Below are 25,275 nucleotides of genomic sequence, written 5' to 3' on the forward strand. Positions count from 1 at the left end.
TCGTGTCGGCGAATCCGCGGGAGAGTGCGGTGTCGGCTCGGGTGAGGTAGCGCGGCGCTTGCCGGTCGATGGCATGAGCCACGAGAGGATGAGGGCCAGTAGAGTTCTCACGTCGGTCACTCCTTGGGTGATCGGCCACGCCCCCGGACTGTTCGCGCAGTCGCGGGGGTCTTCCGTTTGGGCGGTGCTATGGGTGCTGTCAAGGTCCTGCGCTATCGAGCATACGCGCATTCGCGTATACGCGGTCGCGTGATCTCGCGCATTCGCGGACGCTGAGAAACATGGATCTTGACCGCAGCAAGCCCGTATGGCCCCAGGTCGCGGCGGAACTGCGCCGCCGTCTCGACGCTGGCCAGTACGAGAAGGGCTCTCGGTTCCCCGCCGTGAATGAGTTGGCCGCCGAGATGGACGTAGCCCCGTCCACAGTGCAGAAGGCCGTGGCCGCTCTCCGTGAGGAAGGACGCCTCTACACCGTGCTCGGGCAAGGCTCGTTCGTGAAGGATGACGAGTAGGCGCGGCGGTCATGGTTCGAGTCTGAAAGCCCGGAGCACTCACTTCCGGTGACTGGGTGTTGACTGCCCGGTGACTGTCTACGCTGGCACCATGAGCGGGGAGTTCGGGCAGCGCGTGAGAGCCGCGCTACAGGAACGGCGGCTATCGATCCGTGCTGCCTCGCGGTTGATGAACTACGACCACGCGTTTCTGTCGCGGGTCCTCGCTGGCAAGCAACTGCCGTCCATGGAGCTGGCCGAGAGCCTGGACCGCTTACTCGGTGCGGACGGCGAAGTGGTCGCGCTGGCGGCTCGCCTGCTGGAAGGGGATGGCGAGTCCCACACCCAACCGTCTATGCCGACGCTGGATGACTTCCTTCCCGAGGGTGACCCACTCAGTCTGCTTACGGTGCGCTCACCTCGGCGGGTGGGTGTGGGAGAAGTGCTCGACCTACAGAAGCGCGTCCACGGGCTACGCCTCGCCGACGACGTTCTAGCGGGTGGTGACCTCATCGGTCCGGCGCTGCGAGAGCTGCGGAAGACCGTCCGCCTGTACCGCGAGAACACGCACACGGAAGAGGTCGGCCGCGCGCTTCTGGTCCAGATCGGAGAGCTGGCACAGATCGCCGGATGGATCGCATCCGACGCCGGACGGCACGAGGAAGCCGAGCGGATCTATCGTCTCGGTCTGAGCGCAGCCAAGCAGGCCGAGGACATGACGCTTGCCGGGAACCTGGCTGGCTCGCTCGCCTACCAGATGAGCAACACGGGTCGGACAGACGAGGGCCTGACGCTGGCTCAGGCTGCGCTCCACGACGCGGGAGACGATGCGCCGGGTAAGGCTCGCGCCCTGTACTGGGACCGCGTCGCGTGGGCGCACACACAAGCGGGCGGGACGGAGAACGCACGTGCCGCCATGCGCGCGCTGGGCGAGGCCGGAGAAGCGCTGAGCCAGGGTGAGGACGCGGAAGGTGCCGACGAGCCGCCCGATTACCTGTACTGGGTGGACGCGGGCGAACTCCAGGTAATGGAGTCACGCGTCTATACGGAGCTCCGTAGGCCGCTGCGAGCGGTGCCGCTGCTCCGTGATGTGCTCTCGGGTTACGACGCCACGCACACACGAGAGATGGCCCTGTACCTGTCCTGGCTCGCTATCGCGCTGGCGGATGCGAACGAGCCAGAGGAAGCGGCGGCCGTGGCCGAGCGCGTGATCCGCATAGCGGCAGACGTGGCCTCGGAGCGCACAGCCGAACGGGTCCGCGTCGTACTGGCCAGGCTCCAGGAGTACGCGGACGTGCCAGAGGTCGCGGCACTGCTGGCCGACCACGCAGCCTGACACGGTGGGTGTGGAACGGAGATGCACCACACCCACCGTCGTCACTCAGCGCTCAGCCGGCCGTCTACCGTGGGTGACGGTTGAACGGCGAGCGACGGTCAGGAGTAGCGGTCGCCCAGGTTGTGCATGGTGTTGACCGCGCGCTGACTGGCCATGTCGGCCCCGTACCTGCGCAGCATGGCCGGGCTCTTCCACCCTCGGATGGCCATGATGTGCTCGCCGGATACGCCCCTGGCTTTCAGGTCATCCGCCCACGAGTGGCACCAGCAGTGCGGCGACACCTCGGCCGAGTCGTACCCGGCTCGCTCTGCCACCCGCTTGGTCATGTTCCACAGACCCGAGTAACCGAGCCGTGGGCGGTTGTTGAGGCCGAGCCAGAGCCACGGCTCAGCGTGCCGCTTGTGTGTGGTGCGGAGACGTAGGTACCGCTGGAGCGCCTTGACCGTGGACGGCTGTAGCGGAATGACCCGGCCATCGATGCTGTTGCGGTCCATCTTGAGCGGGACGACGACGAGAACCGCTCCCTGGAGATCCAGGTCCTGGACGCGGATGTTCAGGATCTCCTCTGCGCGCAGGCCCTCAGTCAGCACACGGAGAAGCGCGTGGTCCCGCGTGGTCTCGAAGTCCTTTCGCCCTGGTCCCCATGCGGTGATATCCAGCGTGTCCTGGATGAACTCCTCGGACAGGGTCTTTGGCTTGCCGAGCTGCGGAGCCGCGTACTTGTGGAACTTCGGGTCGTCGTACGGGTTCGGGTGGTCGTACTCCTCGGAGAGGTAGACGAACAGCGCGCGGAGGTTCCGCTGTGTCGTGTTGACCCCGCCCGTGTATCCGCCTTTCCCGTCCTGGCTCTTGGGCACGTCCTTGGTCTGGTACCACCAGCGGAAGAACGCGTTGGCTGTCGAGACATCCACGTCGGTGAACGAGGTGACTTCCACACCCACCGCGTTGACGTGCTGCGATGCTCCGATCCAGGCAGAGAGTGCCTTGCCCGCGTTCACGTAGGCATTGATCGTCTTCCGCTGGAAGGGGCGACCGTGCTTGTTCGTCGTGGTCGACAGGTGCAAGTCAAGCTCAGCGATGAGCGCTGCCCTGACGTCCTCGGGCGACGTGAGCGCACGTACGGACGCGGCAGAGTGCGCACGAGTGTCTGTGTCTGTCGCGCTCTCGGCGACTCTCCTAGGAGCGCGTAGCGCGCTCTTGCGCGCACCCTTCTGTACTGCCTCGGCCATGGTCTATGGCTCCCTCGGTTCGAGGAGCCAGAGCGTCAAGCGACTTACCCGGCTCCATGACGACTAGGAGTCACAGAGCCGGGCGGCACTGTCTGTTCCGCGTTTACGCAGCTCAGACCACGTATCAGAGGCCGTGGCGGGAATCGAACCCGCGTAATTCGCTTTGCAGGCGAGTCCCTGAACCACTCGGGCACACGGCCGGGTCGGAGTGTGGGCCCCGGTGGGGGCTGGTGCTCCGGACTCGATGTGTCGACCGTAGGCGGGGGCGGGTGGGGGGCTCAAGGGCGGTGGGGGTGCTGCAACGGGACTGCCATACGCCGTTCATGAATGAGGGGTGCAGGGGGCAGGGCGGGCCGGTCTTACGACCAAGGTCCTGGAGGCTGGGGGGCTTTGGACAGGGGCGAAAGTCAGTCGTGCCCCTTACGCTGGCTCGCATGGTCGATTCCGAACCGCGTGGCGCGGGTGTCACGCAGAGCCCCGCCCCGACGTCGGTCGCCGACGGTGAGGACAGTGTGCTGAGCCGTTCCTACCGGGGGCTCAGTATCGGGATCGTCTCCGTCGTGCTGCTGATCGCCTTCGAGGCCATGGCGGTCGGCACGGCCATGCCCGTCGCGGCGCGGGAGCTGGACGGGATCTCGGTGTACGGCTTCGCGTTCTCGGCGTACTTCACGACGAGCCTGTTCGGCATGGTGCTGGCGGGGCAGTGGGCGGACCGGCGGGGGCCGCTCGGGGCGTTGACGGCGGGCATCGGTGCCTTCGCGGCCGGGCTGGTGCTGTCGGGGACGGCCGGCGCGATGTGGCTCTTCGTCCTCGGCCGGGCCGTGCAGGGGCTCGGCGGCGGGCTGGTGATCGTCGCGCTGTACGTCGTGGTCGGGCGCGCGTACCCGGAGCGGCTGCGGCCCTCGATCATGGCGGCCTTCGCGGCGAGCTGGGTCGTCCCCTCCGTGGTCGGCCCCCTCGCCTCGGGCGCGGTGACCGAACAACTGGGCTGGCGCTGGGTGTTCCTGGGTATTCCGGCGCTCGTCGTACTGCCGCTGGCGCTGGCCCTGCCGCAGATACGACGGAGGGCATCCGGACCGGTGACGCCCTCGCCCTCGTCCCCGTCTTCGGCTTCGCCCTCGCCCCCGTCCCCGTCCTCGTCCTCGGCTTCGGCCTCGCCCTCCTCCTCGTCCCCGCCCCCGTCCTCCGCTTCCGCCCCGGCCCCCTCCTTCGACCGCCGCCGTATTCGACTCGCCTTCGGGATCTCCCTCGGGGCCGGGCTGCTGCAGTACGCGGCTCAGGATCTGTCGTGGTGGTCCCTGGTGCCGGCGGTCGCGGGCGCCGGGCTGTTGGTGCCGGCCGTGCTGGGACTGTTGCCGCGGGGGACGTACCGGGCGGTGCGGGGGCTGCCGTCGGTGGTGCTGCTGCGCGGCGTCGCGGCGGGCTCGTTCGTGGCGGCCGAGTCGTTCGTGCCGCTGATGCTGGTGACCCAGCGGGGGTTGTCGCCGACGCTCGCCGGGTTCTCGCTGGCTGCCGGCGGGGGGACCTGGGCGCTGGGATCGTGGGTGCAGGCGCGGGCGCGGGTGGAGCCGTACCGGGAGCGGCTGATGACGGTGGGGATGGTGCTGGTCGCGGCGGCGATCACCACGCTGCCGGGGGTGCTGGTGGACTCCGTCCCGGTGTGGATCGTGGCCGTCGCCTGGGCCTTCGGGTGCTTCGGGATGGGGCTGGTGATCTCCTCCACCAGCGTGCTGCTGCTCCAGCTGTCCGCGCCCGAGGAGGCGGGGACCAACTCCGCCGCGCTCCAGATCTCCGACGGTCTCACCAACGCGCTGCTCCTCGCGGCGGGCGGCGCCGCCTTCGCCGCGCTGGGTGGCGGCGCGGTCGGCCACACGGCCACCACGGCCGCCGGCACCGCCTCCCACCCGGCGGCCTTCGTCGCGGTGTTCCTGCCGATGGCGGGGGTGGCGTTGGTGGGGGCCTGGGTGACCACGCGGTTGCGTAAACCGGTGGTTGTCGGGTGATTGCTCCCCCTAGCCTCGCTCCATGACCGAGATCACGCTCCACCTCGACCCCGAGCGCCGTCGTGCGCTCGCCGACCTCGCCGATGCGCTCGGGCGGCGGCCCGAGGAGGTGGCCGAGGACGCCGTCGAGATGTTCTTGCGGGCGGAGGGTGTCAGCGTGCGGGCGGTGGCCGAGCGGCTCGCCGCGCGGCATGCCGAGTTGCTGCGGAGGCTGGGGGAATGAGCGCGCAGGTGCGAGACACGAGCCGTCATCTGACCGTCGCCGATGTGACGGCCATCGCCGAGATCGCCTTCGGCGGGCGGAAGCCCGAGACGCGGGAGGCGGGGCTGCTGGAATCCGCCGTGCACCGTTCGCGTGCCCGGATGTTCGGCACTCCGGCCTACACCGACCGCTACGAGCAGGCCGCCGCCCTGCTTCACGCCCTGGCCACCAACCACCCGCTCGTGGACGGCAACAAGCGGACGGCCTGGCTCGCGGCGGCCACCTTTCTGGCGGTCAACGGGGTGGACCTCGGGGCGGTGGACCAGGACCGGGCGTACGACCTGGTCATCGATGTCGCGTCCGGTGAGGAGAGCGAGGTCGGTGCGATCGCCGAGCGGTTGCGGGGGTTGTGAGGTGGATCCCATCGCCGGAGGAGGGGGTGTCGTACGCGCGTGGACACGGTCCGGGCGCCGGTAGGGTGGCCCGGTTGTCATACGTAGCCGTGGTGTCCGAGTCGCTGCGCGAGTCGCCCGGGGCTACCCGCCGAGCCGCTCGACCCCCAGACCGGAGACCGTGACTACCACCGCCACCTCCTCCTCGTCCCACCACCTCTCGCCCGCCTTCCCCGGCCGCGCCCCCTGGGGCACCGCCAGCAAGCTGCGTGCCTGGCAGCAGGGGGCGATGGAGAAGTACATCCAGGAGCAGCCGCGGGACTTCCTCGCGGTCGCGACCCCGGGCGCCGGCAAGACGACCTTCGCGCTGACGCTCGCGTCCTGGCTGCTGCACCACCACGTCGTGCAGCAGGTGACGGTCGTGGCGCCCACCGAGCACCTGAAGAAGCAGTGGGCGGAGGCCGCGGCGCGGATAGGGATCAAGCTGGACCCGGAGTACAGCGCGGGCCCGCTCAGCAAGGAGTACGACGGCGTCGCGGTCACCTATGCCGGTGTGGGCGTGCGGCCCATGCTGCACCGCAACCGCAGCGAGCAGCGCAAGACGCTCGTCATCCTCGACGAGATCCACCACGCCGGTGACAGCAAGTCCTGGGGCGAGGCCTGTCTGGAGGCGTTCGAGCCCGCCACCCGCCGGCTCGCGCTCACCGGTACGCCCTTCCGGTCCGACACCAACCCCATCCCCTTCGTGACGTACGAGGAGGGGGCGGACGGCATCCGGCGGTCGTCCGCCGACTACACCTACGGCTACGGCAACGCGCTCGCCGACAACGTCGTGCGGCCCGTCATCTTCCTCTCCTACAGCGGCAACATGCGCTGGCGGACCAAGGCGGGCGACGAGATCGCCGCGCGCCTCGGCGAGCCCATGACCAAGGACGCGGTCAGCCAGGCCTGGCGTACGGCGCTCGATCCGCGCGGCGAGTGGATGCCGAGCGTGCTGCGCGCCGCCGACCAGCGGCTCACCGAGGTCCGTAAGGGCATCCCGGACGCCGGCGCCCTCGTCATCGCCACCGACCAGGACTCCGCCCGCGCCTACGCCAAGCTGATCCGGGAGATCACGGGGACCAGCGCCACGGTCGTCCTGTCCGACGATTCCGGTGCCTCGGACCGTATCGACGAGTTCGCCGGCAGCACCGACCGGTGGATGGTCGCGGTGCGGATGGTGTCCGAGGGCGTCGACGTGCCCCGCCTCGCCGTCGGGGTCTACGCCACCACCATCTCCACGCCGCTGTTCTTCGCCCAGGCCGTCGGACGGTTCGTACGGTCCCGGCGGCGTGGCGAGACCGCGTCCGTGTTCCTGCCGACCGTGCCCGACCTGCTCACCTTCGCCAACGAGATGGAGGTCGAGCGGGACCACGCCCTCGACAAGCCGAAGAAGGCGGGCGAGGAGGACCCGTACGCCGAGGAGGAGAAGCTCCTCGCGGAGGCGGAGCGGGAGCAGGACGAGGACACCGGCGAGCAGGACATGCTGCCGTTCGAGGCGCTCGAGTCCGACGCCGTGTTCGACCGGGTCATGTACAACGGCGCCGAGTTCGGCATGCAGGCCCATCCCGGCAGCGAGGAGGAGCAGGACTACCTCGGCATCCCGGGTCTGCTGGAGCCGGACCAGGTGCAGTTGCTGCTCCAGAAGCGGCAGGCGCGGCAGATCGCGCACAGCCGCAAGAAGCCCGACGCCGAGGCCGACCTGGTGGAGCTGCCGGCCGACCGGCGGCCCGTGGTCACCCACAAGGAACTGCTGGAGCTGCGGAAACAGCTCAACGGCATGGTCGGCGCGTACTCCCACCAGAGCGGCAAGCCGCACGGGGTCATCCACACCGAGGTACGGCGGGTGTGCGGCGGACCGCCGAGCGCCGAGGCCACGGCGGGGCAACTGCGCCAGCGGATCGCCAAGGTGCAGGAGTGGGCGACCCGGATGAAGTGACTCCGGGGCGCGCGCTTCGGGAAACCGGCGTGCCGTCGAGCCTCCGAGCGTGCCAACGAGCCTCCGAGCGTGCCGTCGAGCCTCCGAGCGCGCCACGGGCGGCCGCGCTCCGGGGCGCCTTTGGGTCTTCGCGCGCAGCGCGCGCTCCGGGGCTCGGCGTGCGCGGTGCGCCCGTACATTTCGCGACAAAGCGAAGTAGTCCGTACCGGTCACTGCCCGGATTCTGGACGGAGTCTTCCGCTCAGCGAACCCGCTCGTCTACTGTCCCGCTACGCACACGCCCCGTGGCAGCGCCGCCGCGGAGCGCAGCCGTGAAGCGACTCCGCCCGGATCGTCCGGGTTCAGCCGATCGGCGGCCTCTGTAGCGCGTCGCCGAACGGGACCGGTGACGCATCAGCCGTGACAGAGGTCGCCGCCCTCACCAAGAAGGAGTGGGCGTCGTGACCGCGGAGACCTCTCAGACGCTTGATCGGGGACTGCGTGTCCTCAAGCTGCTCGCCGACACCGACCACGGGCTGACCGTCACCGAACTGTCCAACAAGCTCGGGGTCAACCGGACCGTTGTCTACCGCCTGCTCGCCACCCTGGAGCAGCACTCCCTCGTCCGTCGTGACCTGGGCGGACGTGCCCGGGTGGGGCTGGGGGTGCTGCGTCTGGGGCGGCAGGTGCATCCGTTGGTACGGGAGGCCGCGCTGCCCGCGCTGCGATCGCTGGCCGAGGACATAGGGGCGACCGCCCATCTCACGCTCGTCGACGGCACCGAGGCGCTGGCCGTCGCCGTCGTCGAGCCGACGTGGACGGACTACCACGTGGCGTACCGCGCCGGGTTCCGGCACTCGCTCGACCGGGGCGCCGCGGGTCGGGCCATCCTGTCGGGGCGGCAGCAGCCGGGGGACTGGCCGGGATACACGCTCACGCACGGCGAGCTGGAGGCGGGGGCGAGCGGGGCCGCCGCGCCGCTGCTCGGGGTGACGGGCGTCGAGGGCAGCGTGGGCGTGGTGATGCTGGCCGACGCGGTGCCGGAGAGGGTGGGGCCGCGGGTGATGGACGCGGCACGGGAGGTCGCCGACGCGCTTCGGTGACCTGCCCTTGGGCGAGATTCCCCGCGGTGAGACGTTCTTCGGTGACACCCCCTCCGGTGATGCGGGGCGTGCCGGTCAGGGGCGTGGGTCCAGCGAGTCCAGCCAGTTCAGCAGGTGTGCCGTGAAGACGTCCGGCTGCTCCATGTTCGCGTAGTGGCCGACCCCTTCGATCGTGATGACGTGGCTCTTCGGGGCGACCGCGGTGACCGTGGTGACCAGGCGTTCGGCCATGGCGATGAGGTCGGGGGCGTCCAGGGCGCCGTTGATCGCGAGGGTGGGGGCGGTGATGCCGGTGGCGCGGGCCCAGGTGTCCGTGACCGGGACGTGCCAGTCCTTCTCGCCGAGGGTGTGTTTGAGGGCGGTGGCCCGGCTCATCTCCCGTACCCGCCGGACGATGTCGGGGTCCACGTCGTCGACCGCGCGGTGCGGACCGGCGACCGCCTCACCGACCACTTCCAGCCAGCCCTCGATGTCGCCGGACATCAGCGTGCCGTAGTACCGGGCGACGCTGTCCTTGGTCCAGGGGTCCATGAACTCGGGCTCGCTGGTGCCGACGCCGCTGACGACGAGCGCGCGTACCAGGTCGGGATGTTCCAGGGCCGTGTCGACCGCCGTGCCCCCGCCCATCGACATGCCGACCAGGATCGCGGGGCCCGTCTCCAGGTGGCGCAGCAGCGCGGCGAGGTCGTCGGTGAAGCGGAACGGCTTGCTCGCGTTGGCGGACGCGCCGTGGCCCCGCGCGTCCGGGGCGATGACCCGGTGGCCCGCCGCCGTCAGCGCGGGGACCAGATCGCGCCACATGGTGTGGTCCGTGAAGCCGCCGTGCAGCAGGACGAGCGGAGTGCCCGCACCGGTGTCCTGGTAGGCGAGGGGGCCGTCGTCGGACGGGAACGTGTGTGTGGGGACCTGCGTGGCGTCAGTCATGACAACTAAGTTGTCATGTCGGAGGGAGGATGACAACCCAGTTGTCATTATTCTGCGAAGGTGTGCGATGGGGCGTGGAAGACAATGAGCCCGTGACCGAGACCAATGAGCCCGTAGCAGGGACCAGTGAGCCCGTGACAGGGGTCGACGAGCCGCTGCCGCCCGAGGCGCTCGCGGGGCGGCTGTCCGAGGTGTTCGCCGTCCTGGGGCCGCTCTACCGGCGGACCACCCGCGCGCTGGAGCTGAAGGAACGGAAGGAGGGCTTCCCGGTCGGCGTGCGCGCGGTCCTGGAGCTGTTGCGCATGGCCGGGCGGCCGATGACCGTGCCGCAGATGGGGCGCACACTGGCGCTGAGCAGGCAGTTCGTGCAGCGGATGGTCAACGAGGCGGCCGGGCGGGACCTCGTCGAGGCCATCCCCAACCCCGCTCACCAGCGCTCCTCCCTGATCCGGCTGACCGACACCGGCCGTACGGCCATCGACGTGCTGGTCGCCCGGGAGAGCGCGCTGCTGAAGCAGGCTGGAGGCGAGCTGACGGCGGCCGACGTCGACTCCTGCGTACGGGTCCTGACGCAGCTCCTCGCGCTCTTCGAGGACGTGGACGTCAACTGAGGTCCCGCGGCACCACCGCCCCCCTGGCCGGAAGTACCTCTCACGTTAGATTGATCCCGTGCTCTCTCGTCTCTCCAGCCTTTCGCGTCCCGTCGCCGTAGCCATCAGCGCCCTGCCCGTGGTGGGGCTGCTCGTCACGGTGGCGCTCGCGCCGCTGCCGTTCACCGTGGCGCAGCCGGGGATGACGGCGAACGTGCTCGGCGAGAACAAGGGCGAGCCGGTGATCACGATCAGCGGCGCGCAGGCCCGGAGGACCAGCGGCCAGCTGCGCATGACGACGATCGAGGCGACGGGACCGGACGCCCGCGTCGGCCTCGGCGATGTGCTCGACGGCTGGTTCCGCACCGACCAGGCCGTCATGCCGCGCGAGGCGGTCTACCCGAGCGGCGACACCACCGAGGAGATCCAGGAGCACAACGAGGCCGAGATGAAGGAGTCCCAGGACACCGCCACCGAGGCCGCGCTCGCCTACCTCGGCGAGGACTCCGGGGACGTCCGGGTCACCCTGCGGCTCGCCGACGTCGGCGGCCCCAGCGCGGGGCTGCTCTTCTCTCTCGGCATCGTCGACAAGCTCGACGGCGACGGCAGCGGGGGCGACCTCACGGGCGGCCGGGTCATCGCCGGGACGGGGACCATCGACACCTCGGGCAAGGTGGGTCCGGTGGGCGGGGTCGCCCTCAAGACCCAGGCCGCCCGCCGTGACGGCGCGACCGTCTTCCTGGTCCCCGAGGCCGAGTGCTCCGACGCGAAGACCGAGCTGCCCAAGGGGCTGCGGCTCATCCCGGTGACGACCCTGAAGGGCGCGGTCGGCTCCCTCGTCGCGCTGGAGACGGGCAAGGGGTCCGTACCGAGCTGCTGACCCGCGCCCGACGGGACTCCCCCCGGCTCGCCCCATGGCGAGGGGGAGGGGCAGCAGGGCAGAGGAAATGGTCCGCGCTCAGCCGTCGGCGCGTTCGCGAAGGGCCTCCTGCTCCACCAGCGGGATGATCCGCAGCGGGACGGGGTTCTCCATGACGATCGCCGTGGCGGCCCGGACGATGCCGTCGAAACCGACGACCCGGTCGATCACCCGCTGGAGATCGGCGTTCGAACGGGCCACCAGCCGGCACAGCATGTCCCCGCTGCCGGTCGTCGTGTGCAGCTCCAGCACCTCGGGCACGGTCGCCAGGTGCGCCCGTACGTCCGCCCCCTGCCCCTGTCGGATCTGCAAAGTCGCGAACGCCGTGACCGGGTAGCCGAGCGCGGCCGGATCCACCTCCGGACCGAACCCGCGGATGACGCCGTTCGACTGAAGCCGGTCCAGCCGGGCCTGCACCGTGCCCCGCGCGACGCCCAGCCGTCGGGACATCTCCAGCACCCCGATCCGGGGCTCGCGCGCGAGCAGGACGATCAACCGCCCGTCCAGATGATCGATCGCCACCGGACCTCCCGAGGTGGTCATGCTGCGCGGAACAAGCCGCCAGATGGACATGTCGCTGAACAGATTGCTCAGCGGATACGCCAACTGTTGCACACCTTGTGGGTACGGAGGACTCTGCGGTCATGGCAGCCACCTCCGCGCACACACACGGCACGCACGGCACACACGACGTCCCCGGCGCCGCACGGCAGGCGGACCCCTTCCCGGTCAAGGGAATGGACGCGGTCGTCTTCGCGGTGGGCAACGCCAAGCAGGCCGCCCACTACTACTCCACGGCGTTCGGCATGCGCCTCGTCGCCTACGCCGGCCCCGAGACCGGCAGCCGCGAGACGGCGAGCTACGTCCTGGAGAACGGCTCGGCCCGGTTCGTCCTCACCTCGGTCGTCAAACCCGCCACCACCTGGGGCCACTTCCTCGCCGAGCACATCGCCGAGCACGGCGACGGCGTCGTCGACCTCGCCATCGAGGTCCCGGACGCCCGCCGCGCGTACGCCTACGCCGTCGGACACGGCGCGCGGTCCGTCACCGAGCCGTACGAGACGAAGGACGAGCACGGCACGGTCGTGCTGGCCGCGATCGCCACGTACGGCACGACCCGGCACACCCTCGTCGAGCGCACCGGCTACGACGGGCCGTACCTCCCCGGCTACGTCGCCGCGGACCCCCTCGTCGAGCCGCCCGCGCGGCGCACCTTCCAGGCCATCGACCACTGCGTGGGCAACGTCGAGCTCGGGCGCATGAACGAATGGGTGGAGTTCTACAACCGAGTCATGGGCTTCACCAACATGAAGGAGTTCGTGGGCGACGACATCGCCACCGAGTACAGCGCGCTGATGTCGAAGGTCGTGGCGGACGGCACGCTCAAGGTCAAGTTCCCCATCAACGAGCCCGCCCTGGCCAGGAAGAAGTCGCAGATCGACGAGTACCTGGAGTTCTACGGCGGCGCGGGCGTCCAGCACATCGCGCTCAACACGGACGACATCGTGGGGACGGTACGGACGATGCGGGCGGCGGGTGTCGAGTTCCTCGCCACGCCGGACTCCTACTACGACACGCTGGGGGAGTGGGTCGGCGACACACGTGTGCCCGTCGACACCCTGCGCGAACTCAAGATCCTCGCGGACCGGGACGAGGACGGGTACCTGCTGCAGATCTTCACCAAGCCGGTCCAGGACCGGCCGACGGTCTTCTTCGAGATCATCGAGCGGCACGGGTCGATGGGGTTCGGCAAGGGCAACTTCAAGGCGCTGTTCGAGGCGATCGAGAGGGAGCAGGAGAAGAGGGGGAACTTGTGAGGGCGCGCGTCAGGGGGTGGGGGTGCGTGTCTCGTCGGCGGGTGCGGGTGCGTCGTGGTTGCTCGCGCAGTTCCCCGCGCCCCTAAAAGACCAGGCCCTGCGGGCCTGAAAGGCCACGGCCCCGCGGGCCTGAAAAGCGACGGGACTGCGGGCTGAAAAGCATGGGGCGCAGCCCTGCTTTTCAGGGGCGCGGGGAACTGCGCGAGCAACCCCCACGCACCCGCACCCGCCCACGCACCCCCCCGCGCCTCACCCACCTCTCACCACATACGGATTCAACCGCCCCGCCTCCTCCAGATGCCGCCGCCCCGCCGCCTCCAACCCCACCGCCCGCTCGATCACCCCCCGGTGATACGCGTACACCGCACTCCGCACCTCCCCACCCCGCGCCCGATCCGTCGCCCGCCGCGCGAACCCCAGCGCCTCCCCGTCCGCCCCGGCCCGATGCAACGCCCACCCCAGCGCATCGGCCACCCGCAACCCCGGCTGCCGCTCCCACTCCGCCCGCAGCACCCGCACCGCCTCCGCCGGATCCCCGTGGTCCGCCTCCAGCGCCCCGAGGACGAGCGACTCGTTCACCCCGGCCGCGGCGGACCGAGCCACCAGCGTCCGCACCACGCCGTACTGCTCCCGCGCCTCCTTCGCCCGCCCCAGCGACTCGTACAACTCGCCCAGCCGCAACGCCACTTCGGGGGACGGCCGCCGCGACAGCGCCGAACGGTACTCGCGCACCCCCTCCGCCGTCCGCCCCAGTGCCACCAGCGCACGCCCCCGGCACGCGCCGGCCTCCGGGTCACCCCCGGCGACGCCGGAGCCGCCGGCCTCGCAGTACCGCAACGACTGCTCCGCCTCCCCCCGCTCCCACGCCAGCTCCCCGGCCCGGACCCACCACGCCGCACCCGCGGCCGACGGACCCGTGACCGACGTCTCGGTGGCCGCCGCGTCCGAGAGCGCCGCGGCCGCGTCCTCGCGCGCCCCCTGGTCCCAGGAGACCCGCGCCGCCCGCGCCCTGGCCGCCGGCCCGGAGTCGACGGCGAGCATCCTGTCCCTGGTCGCGCGCACGGCCTTGTACCGGCCGAGCCCGTCGTACGCGTCGATGAGCAGGGCGTACGCGGTCCAGCGCCCCGGCGCCACCCGTACGGCCTTCTCGCCCCAGCGTTGCGCCGCCCGGAAGTCCCGACGGGCGACCGCGAGGGCGGTGAGGCCTTCGAGGGCGTCGGCGTTGCCGCTCGGCCGGAGCCGCAGCGAGGTCCGCAGGGCGCGTTCGGCCCGGGGGTGGTCCAGGACGCCGCCGGTCCGGCGGGCCCGTTCGACGTACGCCACGCCGAGCACCGCCCACGAGACGTGGTCACGCGGCCGGGCCCGCACCCGGGCCTCCCGCTCACGCACGGTCGCCGCCACGTCGGGCAGCGCGGCAGGCATCCCGGCGAGCAGCCGGGCAGCCGGAACGGTCCTCGCCCGCCGCCCCTCGGGCCCGGCCGCGCCCACCACCCGCGCCTCCCGACCCCCGCCCCCGCCCCCGCCGTCACCTCCGTCCGGCGGCACCACCATCAGCACACCCCCGAGCACGAAACACCCGACGACGGCCCAGACCACCCGCCGCCCCCGCCCGGCGCCCCGTCCCTCGGTGGCCCGCAACCCGGCGGCCCACCGCCGCACCGCCCGCTGCTCGTTCTCCACAGACATGCCGTCACTGTGCGTCAATACGACGACCACATCCCGCACCCGAACGCTCGCGCCGACGGGTTCACACCGATGGCCGCGAGTGCGAACCTGTGATCATGAGCCGTATCCAAGCCCCGTCCGACGAGACGACCGGCAACCTCGTCGACCGACTGCTCAGCGGCCTGCCGCCGGAGGCGGTCCTCGTCGATCCGGACGTCACCACTTCCTACGCCAACGACATGGCGAGCTTCTGCGAGGCCGGTGTCCCCGCGGTCGTCGTCCTGCCCCGGACCGTCGAACAGGTGCAGCACGTCATGCGGACCGCCACCGCGCTGCGCGTCCCGGTGGTCCCGCAGGGCGCCCGCACCGGCCTCTCCGGCGGCGCCAACGCCTCCGAGGGCTGCATCGTGCTGTCCCTGACGAAGATGGACCGGATCCTCGAGATCAACCCGGTCGACCGCATCGCCGTCGTCGAACCCGGCGTCGTCAACGCCGCCCTCTCCCGGGCGGTCAACGAACACGGCCTCTGCTACCCGCCGGACCCCTCCAGCTGGGAGATGTGCACGATCGGCGGCAACATCGGCACGGCCTCCGGCGGCCTGTGCTGCGTGAAGTACGGGGTGACCGCCGAGTACGTCCTCGGCCTGGACGTCGTGCTCGCCGACGGCCGGCTGATGTCCACCGGCAGACGCACCGCGAAGGGCGTCGCCGGCTACGACCTCACCCGGCTCTTCGTCGGCTCGGAGGGCTCGCTCGGCATCGTCGTCCGCGCGACCCTCGCCCTCAAGCCGCAGCCGCCCCGGCAGCTGGTGCTGGCGGCGGAGTTCGCGTCGGCGGCAGCCGCCTGCGACGCGGTGTGCCGGATCATGGCCGGCGGACACGTCCCGTCGCTGCTCGAACTCATGGACCGTACGACGGTGAAGGCCGTCAACGACCTCGCGCACATGGGGCTGCCGGAGACCACCGAGGCGCTGCTGCTCGCCGCCTTCGACACCCCGGACCCGGCCGCCGACCTCGCCGCCGTCGGCGCGCTCTGCGAGGCGGCGGGCGCCACCCAGGTCGTCCCGGCGGACGACGCGGCCGAGTCCGAACTGCTGCTCCAGGCGCGGCGGTTGTCGCTCACCGCGCTGGAGGCGGTCAAGGGCACCACGATGATCGACGACGTGTGCGTGCCGCGCTCCAGGCTCGGCGAGCTGCTCGACGGCGTCGACCGCATCGCCGAGAAGTACGACCTGACCATCGGGGTCTGCGCCCACGCCGGCGACGGCAACACGCACCCCACCGTCTGCTTCGACGCGGCCGACCCCGACGAGTCCCGGCGCGCCCGCGAGTCCTTCGACGAGATCATGGCCCTCGGTCTGGAACTCGGCGGCACGATCACCGGCGAGCACGGAGTGGGCATCCTGAAGAAGGAGTGGCTGGCCCGGGAGATCGGCCCGGTGGGCATGGAGATGCAGCGGGCGGTGAAGTCCGCCTTCGACCCGTTGGGCATCCTCAACCCGGGCAAGCTGTTCTGACGTCGGCCTTCCAGGGACACGCCCCTCACTGGGCGAGGAGTTGGGCCAGGCCGTCGTCGATGCCCAGCATGTCGAACTCCGCGCCCGGCGGGACCAGCCGCAGGGTCCGCTCCAGCCAGGCCGACACCGCGGCGGCGGGCGCCTCGAGCAGCGCGTCCCCGTCCGGTGAGCTGAGCGCCATCAGGACGACGCTGCGGCCCGACACCTTCGTCGGCCACACCCGCACGTCCCCGTGCCCGCACGGCCGGAACACCCCCTCGACGAGCAGCTCCCGCGCGAACGTCCAGTGCACCGGCCGGTCGGAGTTGACGTGGAAGGTGATGTGGACGGCGTACGGGTCGTCGCCGCGGTAGGCCAGCTTGGCCGGCACGGGGATGCTGCGCTCGGGCGACAGGACGAGTCTGAGCTCCAGTTCGCGCTCCACGACGGTGTGCCGCATGGTGATCGTTCCTCTCTCTTGGCGGGACCCCTGGGTGGGGCCCGTACGAGTGAGAGGGGCCAGGGCCCCGCAGCATTACGCGGGTTCGCGAAACTTTTTCCGACGAGTCCACGGACCGTCCTGCCGCGTCCGGCGGGCCGCCGCGCCCGTAGCAGATCCGTGCGCGAATGGGGCGGGTCCGGAGGCAGCGGTCATGGACCGGGCCGACGTCTGGTAGATCTGGTTGCCTCCATCAAACCCACGAGCAGATACGGGACGACGGACATGAGCGCCCCAACCCCGGCCCCCGGTGACGACAGGCCCCGCGAAGGGTATTACCCGGACCCGTCCATTCCTGGATATGTCCGGTACTGGAACGGCGCCGCCTGGGTGCCGGGTACGAGCCGTCCGGCGCCCTCCGACGGTGAGCCGCTCGCCCCGCCGCCCGGCTCCGGCTCGTCCGGCGCCGTGGAGGAGACGGGCCCGCACTTCTTCGACGAGGACCCCGCGGGCGACGGTGACGCGGCCAGGGCGGCCGCCGACCCCAACGCCCTGCACGGCTCCCGCCCCGAGCCCGCCTCCGCGTGGGGCGCCGACCGCTCCCGCCAGACCGGCTTCGGCGGCGACAAGGACCGCCGGGTGTCCTGGGGTTCCGCACCCGGCGCCGACCCGCGCCTCTCCCTCTCGGCCGGCACGGCCGACACGACAGGCACGGGAGACACGGCCGGCTCCGCCGACGACAGCGGCGGCCCGGCCGGCCCCACCGGTGCCGCGGCCTTCGGTGACCCCGGCCGTACGGCGACCACGGACGGCACGGCCACCATCCCGCCGGCGGACGACGACGAGGCCGGGTCCACACCGGGCACGGTGGTCTTCCGGCGACCGAACAGCTCCGGGGCCCCGGAGGCGGCCGTCGGCACGGAACCCGCCCCGACGGACGGCACGATGACGTTCCGTCCGTCCTCCTCGCGCGCGGGACAGCAGGACGGTACGGCTCCCGCGGCCCCCGCCGCTTTCGGCGCGCACCTGACCCCGGCCCAGGTCGCCGCCCAGCAGGCCCTCGGCCTCGCCCCGCAGTCCTCCTCTCCCCCGTCGGCTCCGTCCGGCCCGCAGGACCTTTCGGTGCCGCAGCAGGGTCCGCAGCAGGGCGGCACGGCCCCGGCGGCAGCGGTCTCCGCCCCGGCGGCCTCGGCGGTCGCCCCGGCGGCCCCCGCCGTCCCGGCCCCGCAGCAGCCGGCGTTCGGCGGCGCCTTCCCGCCTGCTCCGCAGGCCGCCCAGCCCCCGTCCCCGCAGGTCGCCGCCCCGCCGCTCACGCCGGGCGTGCCCCAGCAGGCCGCGGCCCCGCAGTCGGCCGACACCCCCATGGCCGTCGGCATCGGCGGCGGGCAGCCCTCCTGGGCCCAGCAGGTGCACCGGCTGGCCGGGGGGGACGGCGAGCAGCCGGTCACGCCGTGGAAGCCGGTCGTCGAGGACCCGTTCCAGGCGGCCGCGCGCCGGCAGTCCGAGGCCAGGCCCGCGGGGCTCGGCAGACGGCTGGCCGCCCGGCTGGTGGACAGCCTGGTCGTCGGCGGCGTCACGGCCGTGGCCGCCGTGCCGTTCGGCGGCAAGGCGGTCGACCACATCGACGAGAAGATCGACGCGGCCAAGCTCTCCGGTGAGAAGGTCACCGTCTGGCTGGTCGACGGCACGACCTCCGTCTACCTGGGCATCATCCTGGGCGTCCTGTTCCTCGTCAGCGCCGCGTACGAGGTGCTGCCCACCGCCAAGTGGGGCCGCACCCTCGGCAAGCGGCTGTTCGGTATCGAGGTCCGGGACATCGAGGGCCTGGAGCCCCCGTCGTTCATGGGCTCCCTGCGCCGCTGGCTCGTCCACACCGTCTCCGGGCTGCTCGGCATCGGCGTGGTCGGCGTGCTGTGGTGCGTCTGGGACAAGCCGTGGCGCCAGTGCTGGCACGACAAGGCGGCCCACACCTTCGTGGCGGGCGACTAGGGGCACCTCCGAACGGCCCGTCAGGGGCACGGAGCCGTACTCCGGACGGCCCCGTGCCGGATGCGGTGGCGGGGGGTTCGCGGTCGACTCGGGCCATGAGTACCGAACCGCCGCCCTCCGGCTCCGGTCAGTCCCCCGACGACGACCCGTTCAGGAAGCAGCCGCCGCCGTACGGCAGTCAGCCGCCCCCTGGCGGCCAGCCGCCTCCCTACAGCGGGGGCCCCTACGGCGGCGGTGCCTACGGTGGTGACCCCTACGGCGGCGGTCGCTACCCCAACGACCCCCTCTCCGGCATGCCGCCGCTCGCCGACAGCGGGAAGCGGGTGCTCGCGCGGATCATCGACATGATCCTGGTGGGGATCGTGGTGGGGCTGCTGGCCTGGGCGTTCCGGATCAGCCAGTACACGGTGGACTCGGACGACTTCGAGTTCGGCAAGTCCTTCGCCCAGGAGGCGCTCGCGGCGGTCCTCTACATCGCCTACGACACGTACTTCTCCGTCAAGAACGGCCAGACCCTCGGCAAGAGGCTGCTGAAGCTGCGGGTGGCGAACCTCAACGACGGATCCACGCCCTCCGTGCAGACCGCGCTGATCCGCGCGGCCGTGCTGTGGATCCCCTTCGCCTTCTGCTGCGCCTGCATCTGGACGGCGATCGCGGGCGGCTGGAGCTTCTTCGACAAGCCCTACAAACAGGGTCTGCACGACAAGGCGGCCAAGACGGTGGTGGTCAGCACCGCTTGAACGGGCGGCTCGAACGGGCCGGTCGAACGCATCGGTGGCGCGGATCGGTCGCGCGGGCCGGTCGGGCGGGCCGGTCGGGCACGGGGGCGCACACACGACGACGGCGGGTCCGTGGGTCACGGGCCCGCCGAAGCGTTTCAGCACACTGTCACCCAGTGCCGGGTCAGGAACCCATCCGCTCGTGCACGCGTTCCCGTACGGCCTGGGACCGCGCGGTCACCCGGCTCCGGGCCGGGGCCGTGGCGGAGGCCTTGGGGCGCGCGGCGGCGCCGGGCGCGGACTTGGGCAGCGGCACCGTCAGCGCGACGAGCAGGCCGAGTGCCAGGGCGGACAGGGCGATCACCGCGATACCCGCGCCGGAACTCGTCTGTGACAGCAGCAGCATGGCGAGGGTGGACAAGATCACGGTGCAGGAGCCGTAGGCGAGCTGTGCGGTCGTCGGACGAGGCATGGCAATCGTGTCCTCGGGTGGGAATCAAAGGTGAAGCAGTGCAGTCGGCTTGGCTTCTGCCGACCTCCGGCGCTCCGCCAATCGACTCTATTCGCCAGGGTGCCCGAGTGGAACGACGGGTAAGCGTGACCTGACACACGGTGCCGGGTGCACAGGGGGCGCACGGATTCATGGGGTCCGGCAAGTGGACGCATATGCGCGCCGGTTCGAGAGGCGGGCGGGCCGCGCCCATAACGACCTGGTAACGAACAAGCGCTTCCCCTGGACGCCGATAATCCACTTGACCTGTCCAAGTCAAGATCTGTTTTTTGTGTCGAAACTCCGATCGAATGGCGCCACTTGACTACACGCGTATACCGCGCGCGGACTCCTCCACGATCGGGGCCATCCCCCTTCCGCGCGAACGGTACGCGGGGGAGGAACTCAAGTGACCAGCAGACCCTGGACGTTTCGAGCGGCGGCGATCGGTGTCGCCCTCGCCACGGCCGCGGCGACCCTGTCCGCCCTCACCGTGGCGCAGGCCGCCGACACCGCGTCGGCGGCGTCCGTCGACCGGCACGACCCGTCGGACCACCAGCACGCCGGCGAGCACGACCTCGAAGGCCCCCTGAGCAGGACCCAGGAGGCCCAGCGCGAGGAGGCCCTTCAGCAGGTCATCTCCGGCGACGCCACGGTCAAGGACCGTGACGGCTCGCAGGTCGTCCAGCTGAAGAGCAAGAAGGGCAAGAGCAAGTACGTCGAGCTCGGCCGCGAGAAGACCGACAAGATCTTCACGATCCTGGTCGAGTTCGGCGACGAGATCGACAGCCGCTACGGCGGCACCCCCGGCCCGCTGCACAACCAGATAGCCGAGCCGGACCGCGCGCAGGACAACTCCACGGCCTGGCAGGCGGACTACGACCAGGCGCACTTCCAGGACCTGTACTTCGGCACCGGCAAGAAGACCGAGTCGATGAAGAAGTACTACGAGAGGCAGTCCTCGGGCCGCTACTCGATCGAGGGCGAGGTCTCGGACTGGGTCAAGGTCCCCTACAACGAGGCGCGCTACGGCAACAACGCCTGCGGCCAGTCCACCTGCTCCAGCGTGTGGAACGTGGTCAGCGACGGTCTCACGTCCTGGGTCGCCCAGCAGAAGGCAGCGGGGCGCACCGACGCGGAGATCAAGGCCGACGTGGCCGAGTTCGACCAGTGGGACCGCTACGACTTCGACGGCGACGGCGACTTCAACGAGCCGGACGGCTACGTCGACCACTTCCAGATCGTGCACGCCGGTGAGGACGAGTCCGCGGGCGGCGGCGCGCAGGGTGAGGACGCCATCTGGGCGCACCGCTGGTACGCGTTCGGCTCGGACGCCGGCGCCACGGGTCCGGCGGACAACAAGCTCGGCGGCGCCAAGATCGGTGACACCGGCATCTGGGTCGGCGACTACACCGTCCAGCCCGAGAACGGCGGCCTCGGTGTCTTCGCCCACGAGTACGGCCACGACCTCGGTCTGCCGGACCACTACGACACCCAGGGCGGCGACAACTCCACCGGTTTCTGGACCCTGATGTCCTCCGGTTCCTGGCTCGGCACGGGCAAGGAGGCCATCGGCGACCTGCCCGGTGACATGACCGCCTGGGACAAGCTGCAGCTCGGCTGGCTGAACTACGACACGGCGAAGGCCGCGACGAAGTCGAAGCACAAGCTCGGGGTGGCGGAGTACAACACCAAGGACAAGCAGGCCCTGGTGGTGGAACTCCCGAAGAAGGAGGTCACCACCGAGATCGTCGCGCCGGCGCAGGGGTCGACCCAGTGGTGGAGCGGCAGCGGGAACAACTTCTCCAACACGCTGACTCGTTCCGTCGACCTCACGGGCAAGTCCTCGGCCGCGCTGACCCTGGACGGCTGGTACGACATCGAGGCCGAGTTCGACTACCTCTACACCGAGGTGTCGACCGACGGCGGCGCCAACTGGACGCCGATCGACGGCACGGCGGACGGCGCGGCGATCCCGCGCGACGCCAGCGGCAAGCCCGCGCTGACCGGTTCCTCCGCCGCGCACAAGAAGCTGTCGTACTCCCTGGACGCCTACGCGGGCCAGAAGTTCGACCTCCGCTTCCGCTACCAGACCGACGGCGGCCTGGCCCTGAAGGGCTTCACGGCCGACTCGATCGCGGTGACCGCCGACGGCGCCGTCCTCTTCTCGGACGACGCGGAGAGCGCGGACGCGGCCTGGACCGCCAAGGGCTTCTCCCGCGTGGGGGCCTCGTTCGCCAAGGACTACGCGCAGTACTACATCGCCGAGAACCGTCAGTACGTGTCGTACGACAAGACGCTGAAGGTCGGCCCGTACAACTTCGGCTTCTCGACCACGCGTCCGTCCTGGGTGGAGCACTTCCCGTACCAGAACGGCCTGTTGATCTGGAAGTGGGACACCTCGCAGGCGGACAACAACACCAGCGTGCACCCCGGTACGGGTCTCGTCCTGCCGGTCGACTCGCACCCGGCGGCGCTGAAGTGGGCCGACGGCACGGTGATGCGCAGCCGGATCCAGTCCTACGACTCGCCCTTCAGCCTCTACCGCACGGACGGTCTGAAGCTGCACAAGGCGGACGTGCTGACGAGGATCCCGTCGTCGAAGGGTGTGTCCACGTTCAACGACCGGACCAGCACCTACTACGACGAGGCGACCCCGCTGGCGGGTGTCAAGATCACTGACACCAACACCAAGATCAAGATCGTCAAGGAGGCCAAGGACGGCTCCACGATCTCGGTCCAGGTCGGCCCCGCGGTGAAGTAGACAGCATTTCCGCAGGTCAGAGCATGTTCGGCCGTGACCCTCTTGGCGGGTCGCGGCCGGACGTGTTTAGGTGCGTGGTGTGGCCTTCTTATTGACACTGACGCGCACGGGGGTGTGACCTGCATGGCCGCAGGAGGTTTCTGCAAACTGCCGGACGGCAATGTCGTCGTCGCCCTGAACCTGCCCGGGGCGACCACTCCGGGCACGCCGTGGGCGCCGCCGGACGACGGCTCCGTCCGGGTGCTCGTCCTGGCCGCGAACCGCGCCCGGGCCCTGACCCGGCTGCGCAACCTGGGCATGCGAGCGATCTACCTCCGCGGCAACGCGGCGCCCCCGACCCTGGACGAGATCACGGCCGTCCTGCACCACCCGGACGGCCTGATATGGCGCACGTCCCGGGTCTGCCCGGCCTCGACGACCCCGGAACTGTGGCACCCGATCAGAGCGCTGCTGAGGAGGCCGACGGTGCGGGTGTGACCCGGCAGAGCCCTCTCGGGGGCTACACGACCGGCTTGCCGGACAGCTCCACGCCCGCCTCGCGCAGCTCCTCCAGGGCCCGCTCAGTGGTCTCCTCGGCCACACCGGCGGTGAGGTCCAGCAGGACCTGGGTGCGGAAGCCCGCGCGCGCCGCGTCCAGGGCGGTGGCGCGTACGCAGTGGTCCGTGGCGATGCCGACGACGTCGACCTCGCTGATGTCACGGGCCCGGAGCCAGTCGGCGAGGGAGGCGCCGTTCTCGTCGGCGCCCTCGAAGCCGCTGTACGCCGCCGCGTACGCCCCCTTGTCGAACACGGCGTCGACCGCGCCGGAGGCGATGGCCGGGGCGAAGTTCGGGTGGAAGCCCACCCCCTCCGTGCCGGCGACGCAGTGCGCGGGCCAGGAGTGGACGTAGTCGGGGTTGTCGGAGAAGTGGCCACCGGGTGCGATGTGGTGGTCACGGGTGGCCACCACGTGCTGGTAGCCGGGACCGGCCGCCTGGCCGATCAGCTCGGTGACGGCGGCGGCCACATCGGCACCGCCGGCCACGGCGAGGCTGCCTCCCTCGCAGAAGTCGTTCTGCACGTCGACGACGATCAAGGCGCGGCGCATGGTGTCGGTGTCCTTCGACTCTTCGGTTCTCGGGTGTGGGTGGGACGGGACGCGGTCGGAAACTGCGAACTTCCGAGCCTAGAGACTTCGAGAGCTGTTCGGGAGGGGGCATCCGGCGCTCGCCCGATGCGCGGACCGGAGCACGGGCCCATCGCGCGGGCGCTCGGGGGCTCGTGGTGGAGCGTGCCGGCCCCGTTCACTCCAGCTCACCCCCAGCGTGCCCCCGCTGACCCTCCCGTACGTACCCGGGCGGCTCAGACGTACTCCGTCGGGATGACCGCTTCCCCGCGCGACAGCTGTGTCGCCGACAGCGGCAGAGCGGCCCGCGCGGTCGCGTGCCGTTCGCGCACGACGTCCAGGGGCTCCCGGGAGAGCACCCGGCCGCCCTCGACCAGCGGGACGAGCAGCTGACGCTCCTGGAGGTCGTCCGGCACCGGTCCGGTGCCGATCACCTCGGCCTCCGCCACGCCGTGCTCGTCCAGCCGCCGGGCCGCCCACTTGCGGCCCCCGACGGAGGTCTTCCCGCCGCTGGACCTCTTCGCCACCGGCACCAGCGGTTCCGTGGGGTCGGCGGACTCCGCGCGGGCGACCAGCTTGTAGACCATCGAGCAGGTGGGGTGCCCGGAGCCGGTCACCAGCTGCGTCCCGACGCCGTACGCGTCCACCGGCGCCGCCGCCAGGGAGGCGATGGCGTACTCGTCGAGGTCCGAGGTCACGATGATCCGGGTGTTCGTCGCGCCCAGCTCGTCCAGCTGCTGCCGCACCCGGTGGGCGACGAGGAGCAGATCCCCGGAGTCGATGCGCACGGCGCCCAGCTCGGGCCCGGCGATGTCCACGGCCGTGCGGACGGCCTCGGTGACGTCGTAGGTGTCGACCAGCAGCGTGGTGTCGCGGCCGAGGGAGTCCACCTGGGCCTGGAAGGCGTCCCGCTCGCGGTCGTGGAGCAGGGTGAAGGCGTGGGCGCTGGTGCCGACCGTCGGGATGCCGTAGCGGAAGCCGGCGGCCAGGTCCGAGGTGGAGGTGAAGCCGCCGACGTACGCGGCGCGCGAGGCGGCCACGGCGGCCAGCTCGTGCGTGCGCCGGGCGCCCATCTCGATCAGCGGGCGCCCCCCGGCGGCACTGGACATCCGGGAGGCCGCGGCCGCGATCGCCGAGTCGTGGTTGAGGATGGACAGGATCACGGTCTCCAGGAGCACGCACTCCGCGAAGGTGCCCTCGACCCGCATGATCGGCGAGCCCGGGAAGTACACCTCGCCCTCCTGGTAGCCCCACACGTCGCCGCCGAAGCGGTAGCCGGCGAGCCAGTCGAGGGTCTGGGCGTCGACGATGGAACGTTCGCGCAGGAAGGTGAGGACGGCCGGGTCGAAACGGAAGTTCTCGACCGCGTCCAGCACCCGTCCGGTGCCGGCCACCACGCCGTACCGGCGTCCCTCCGGCAGCCGCCGGGTGAAGACCTCGAACACCGATCGCCGCTCGGCCGTGCCGGCCTTCAACGCGGCCTGCAGCATCGTGAGTTCGTAGTGGTCCGTGAAGAGCGCGGTCGAGGGGACGTCGACCGGCAAACCGAGGTCCGCTGTGTTCATGGCAAGGGATCGTACTCCCATTTCGTCAGTCTGACGATTTCTGGGAGATCTTCGTCGAACCTCCGGCGAGTCGTTTCTCG

At 71.0% G+C, this 25,275-nt stretch carries 23 protein-coding genes and 1 tRNA gene; 15 read left to right on the plus strand and 9 right to left on the minus strand.

What is annotated here, in order from left to right:
- Nucleotides 1-281 precede the first annotated feature (281 nt).
- Both HW837_RS34160 and HW837_RS49025 read left to right on the plus strand, forming a co-directional pair.
- Nucleotides 282-512: a GntR family transcriptional regulator gene (locus tag HW837_RS34160; RefSeq protein ID WP_193383557.1), complete on the plus strand. Its 231-nt coding sequence runs from the start codon at nucleotides 282-284 to the stop codon at nucleotides 510-512.
- Nucleotides 513-603: 91 nt separating this feature from the next.
- On the plus strand, nucleotides 604-1,827 hold the full coding sequence (locus HW837_RS49025; RefSeq protein ID WP_193383558.1) for a helix-turn-helix domain-containing protein: 1,224 nt from the start codon (nucleotides 604-606) through the stop codon (nucleotides 1,825-1,827).
- 98 nt (nucleotides 1,828-1,925) lie between these two features.
- Here the strand turns inward: HW837_RS49025 and HW837_RS34170 are convergent, their stop codons facing one another.
- Together HW837_RS34170 and HW837_RS34175 are read right to left on the minus strand one after the other, a co-directional pair.
- Entirely contained in the window at nucleotides 1,926-3,056 is a 1,131-nt protein-coding gene (locus HW837_RS34170) for a tyrosine-type recombinase/integrase (RefSeq protein ID WP_193383559.1), read from the minus strand.
- A gap of 128 nt (nucleotides 3,057-3,184) precedes the next feature.
- A tRNA-Cys gene (locus HW837_RS34175) sits at nucleotides 3,185-3,256 on the minus strand.
- 234 nt (nucleotides 3,257-3,490) lie between these two features.
- Here HW837_RS34175 and HW837_RS34180 point away from each other — a divergent pair.
- The 5 genes from HW837_RS34180 (at nucleotide 3,491) to HW837_RS34200 (ending at nucleotide 8,713) form a co-directional block, all read left to right on the plus strand.
- Nucleotides 3,491-5,059 (plus strand): MFS transporter, encoded by a 1,569-nt coding sequence (locus HW837_RS34180; protein WP_193381144.1) that lies wholly within the window; start codon nucleotides 3,491-3,493, stop codon nucleotides 5,057-5,059.
- A gap of 22 nt (nucleotides 5,060-5,081) precedes the next feature.
- Nucleotides 5,082-5,282 carry a hypothetical protein gene (locus HW837_RS34185; RefSeq protein WP_045560677.1) on the plus strand — a complete coding sequence of 67 codons (201 nt, stop codon included), beginning with the start codon at nucleotides 5,082-5,084 and terminating at the stop codon, nucleotides 5,280-5,282.
- Nucleotides 5,279-5,674, plus strand: coding sequence for a type II toxin-antitoxin system death-on-curing family toxin (locus tag HW837_RS34190; protein ID WP_045560676.1), 396 nt, complete (start codon nucleotides 5,279-5,281; stop codon nucleotides 5,672-5,674). The genes HW837_RS34185 and HW837_RS34190 overlap by 4 nt, the downstream gene beginning before the upstream one ends.
- Nucleotides 5,675-5,834: 160 nt before the next feature.
- On the plus strand, nucleotides 5,835-7,631 hold the full coding sequence (locus HW837_RS34195) for a DEAD/DEAH box helicase (RefSeq protein ID WP_045560675.1): 1,797 nt from the start codon (nucleotides 5,835-5,837) through the stop codon (nucleotides 7,629-7,631).
- Nucleotides 7,632-8,071: 440 nt separating this feature from the next.
- The gene (locus tag HW837_RS34200; RefSeq protein WP_013003228.1) at nucleotides 8,072-8,713 is read left to right on the plus strand and encodes an IclR family transcriptional regulator; all 642 of its coding nucleotides are present in this window, start codon (nucleotides 8,072-8,074) and stop codon (nucleotides 8,711-8,713) included.
- A 75-nt stretch (nucleotides 8,714-8,788) separates the two neighbouring features.
- On the opposite strand, the gene HW837_RS34205 is transcribed toward HW837_RS34200, so the two are convergent.
- Nucleotides 8,789-9,637 carry an alpha/beta fold hydrolase gene (locus tag HW837_RS34205; protein ID WP_193381143.1) on the minus strand — a complete coding sequence of 283 codons (849 nt, stop codon included), beginning with the start codon at nucleotides 9,635-9,637 and terminating at the stop codon, nucleotides 8,789-8,791.
- 134 nt (nucleotides 9,638-9,771) lie between these two features.
- On the opposite strand from HW837_RS34205, the gene HW837_RS34210 reads away from it, so the two are divergent.
- Complete coding sequence (locus tag HW837_RS34210) at nucleotides 9,772-10,248, plus strand: MarR family winged helix-turn-helix transcriptional regulator (protein WP_045560673.1); 477 nt, start codon at nucleotides 9,772-9,774, stop codon at nucleotides 10,246-10,248.
- A 58-nt stretch (nucleotides 10,249-10,306) separates the two neighbouring features.
- Nucleotides 10,307-11,107 (plus strand): S16 family serine protease, encoded by an 801-nt coding sequence (locus tag HW837_RS34215; RefSeq protein WP_193381141.1) that lies wholly within the window; start codon nucleotides 10,307-10,309, stop codon nucleotides 11,105-11,107.
- 78 nt (nucleotides 11,108-11,185) lie between these two features.
- On the opposite strand, the gene HW837_RS34220 is transcribed toward HW837_RS34215, so the two are convergent.
- Entirely contained in the window at nucleotides 11,186-11,668 is a 483-nt protein-coding gene (locus HW837_RS34220; RefSeq protein ID WP_177262086.1) for an Lrp/AsnC family transcriptional regulator, read from the minus strand.
- 122 nt (nucleotides 11,669-11,790) lie between these two features.
- On the opposite strand from HW837_RS34220, the gene hppD reads away from it, so the two are divergent.
- Complete coding sequence (gene hppD / locus HW837_RS34225) at nucleotides 11,791-12,963, plus strand: 4-hydroxyphenylpyruvate dioxygenase (protein ID WP_193381140.1); 1,173 nt, start codon at nucleotides 11,791-11,793, stop codon at nucleotides 12,961-12,963.
- Nucleotides 12,964-13,212: 249 nt separating this feature from the next.
- Here hppD and HW837_RS34230 read toward each other — a convergent pair whose 3' ends face one another.
- A complete protein-coding gene (locus HW837_RS34230) occupies nucleotides 13,213-14,649 on the minus strand; it encodes a tetratricopeptide repeat protein (RefSeq protein ID WP_196789729.1) in 1,437 nt (478 codons plus the stop codon).
- Nucleotides 14,650-14,738: 89 nt separating this feature from the next.
- Between HW837_RS34230 and HW837_RS34235 the strand changes: the two genes are divergently transcribed.
- Nucleotides 14,739-16,145: an FAD-binding oxidoreductase gene (locus tag HW837_RS34235; protein WP_045560670.1), complete on the plus strand. Its 1,407-nt coding sequence runs from the start codon at nucleotides 14,739-14,741 to the stop codon at nucleotides 16,143-16,145.
- Nucleotides 16,146-16,170: 25 nt separating this feature from the next.
- On the opposite strand, the gene HW837_RS34240 is transcribed toward HW837_RS34235, so the two are convergent.
- Nucleotides 16,171-16,584, minus strand: a complete 414-nt coding sequence (locus HW837_RS34240) for an SsgA family sporulation/cell division regulator (protein WP_045560669.1) — start codon at nucleotides 16,582-16,584, stop codon at nucleotides 16,171-16,173.
- Nucleotides 16,585-16,848: 264 nt separating this feature from the next.
- On the opposite strand from HW837_RS34240, the gene HW837_RS34245 reads away from it, so the two are divergent.
- A complete protein-coding gene (locus HW837_RS34245) occupies nucleotides 16,849-18,552 on the plus strand; it encodes an RDD family protein (RefSeq protein WP_193381139.1) in 1,704 nt (567 codons plus the stop codon).
- 95 nt (nucleotides 18,553-18,647) lie between these two features.
- The gene (locus HW837_RS34250) at nucleotides 18,648-19,292 is read left to right on the plus strand and encodes an RDD family protein (protein ID WP_045560667.1); all 645 of its coding nucleotides are present in this window, start codon (nucleotides 18,648-18,650) and stop codon (nucleotides 19,290-19,292) included.
- A gap of 163 nt (nucleotides 19,293-19,455) precedes the next feature.
- On the opposite strand, the gene HW837_RS34255 is transcribed toward HW837_RS34250, so the two are convergent.
- Nucleotides 19,456-19,743, minus strand: coding sequence for a hypothetical protein (locus HW837_RS34255; RefSeq protein ID WP_093791772.1), 288 nt, complete (start codon nucleotides 19,741-19,743; stop codon nucleotides 19,456-19,458).
- A gap of 427 nt (nucleotides 19,744-20,170) precedes the next feature.
- Between HW837_RS34255 and HW837_RS34260 the strand changes: the two genes are divergently transcribed.
- A complete protein-coding gene (locus HW837_RS34260) occupies nucleotides 20,171-22,525 on the plus strand; it encodes an immune inhibitor A domain-containing protein (RefSeq protein ID WP_193381138.1) in 2,355 nt (784 codons plus the stop codon).
- A 123-nt stretch (nucleotides 22,526-22,648) separates the two neighbouring features.
- Nucleotides 22,649-23,002, plus strand: coding sequence for a hypothetical protein (locus HW837_RS34265; protein WP_045560664.1), 354 nt, complete (start codon nucleotides 22,649-22,651; stop codon nucleotides 23,000-23,002).
- A 22-nt stretch (nucleotides 23,003-23,024) separates the two neighbouring features.
- On the opposite strand, the gene HW837_RS34270 is transcribed toward HW837_RS34265, so the two are convergent.
- Nucleotides 23,025-23,612, minus strand: a complete 588-nt coding sequence (locus HW837_RS34270) for an isochorismatase family protein (RefSeq protein ID WP_045560663.1) — start codon at nucleotides 23,610-23,612, stop codon at nucleotides 23,025-23,027.
- 254 nt (nucleotides 23,613-23,866) lie between these two features.
- Nucleotides 23,867-25,195: a nicotinate phosphoribosyltransferase gene (locus tag HW837_RS34275; RefSeq protein WP_045560662.1), complete on the minus strand. Its 1,329-nt coding sequence runs from the start codon at nucleotides 25,193-25,195 to the stop codon at nucleotides 23,867-23,869.
- Nucleotides 25,196-25,275 lie beyond the last annotated feature (80 nt).

Origin of the sequence: Streptomyces caniscabiei, assembly GCF_014930365.1 — a bacterium.
GTDB lineage: Bacteria > Actinomycetota > Actinomycetes > Streptomycetales > Streptomycetaceae > Streptomyces > Streptomyces caniscabiei.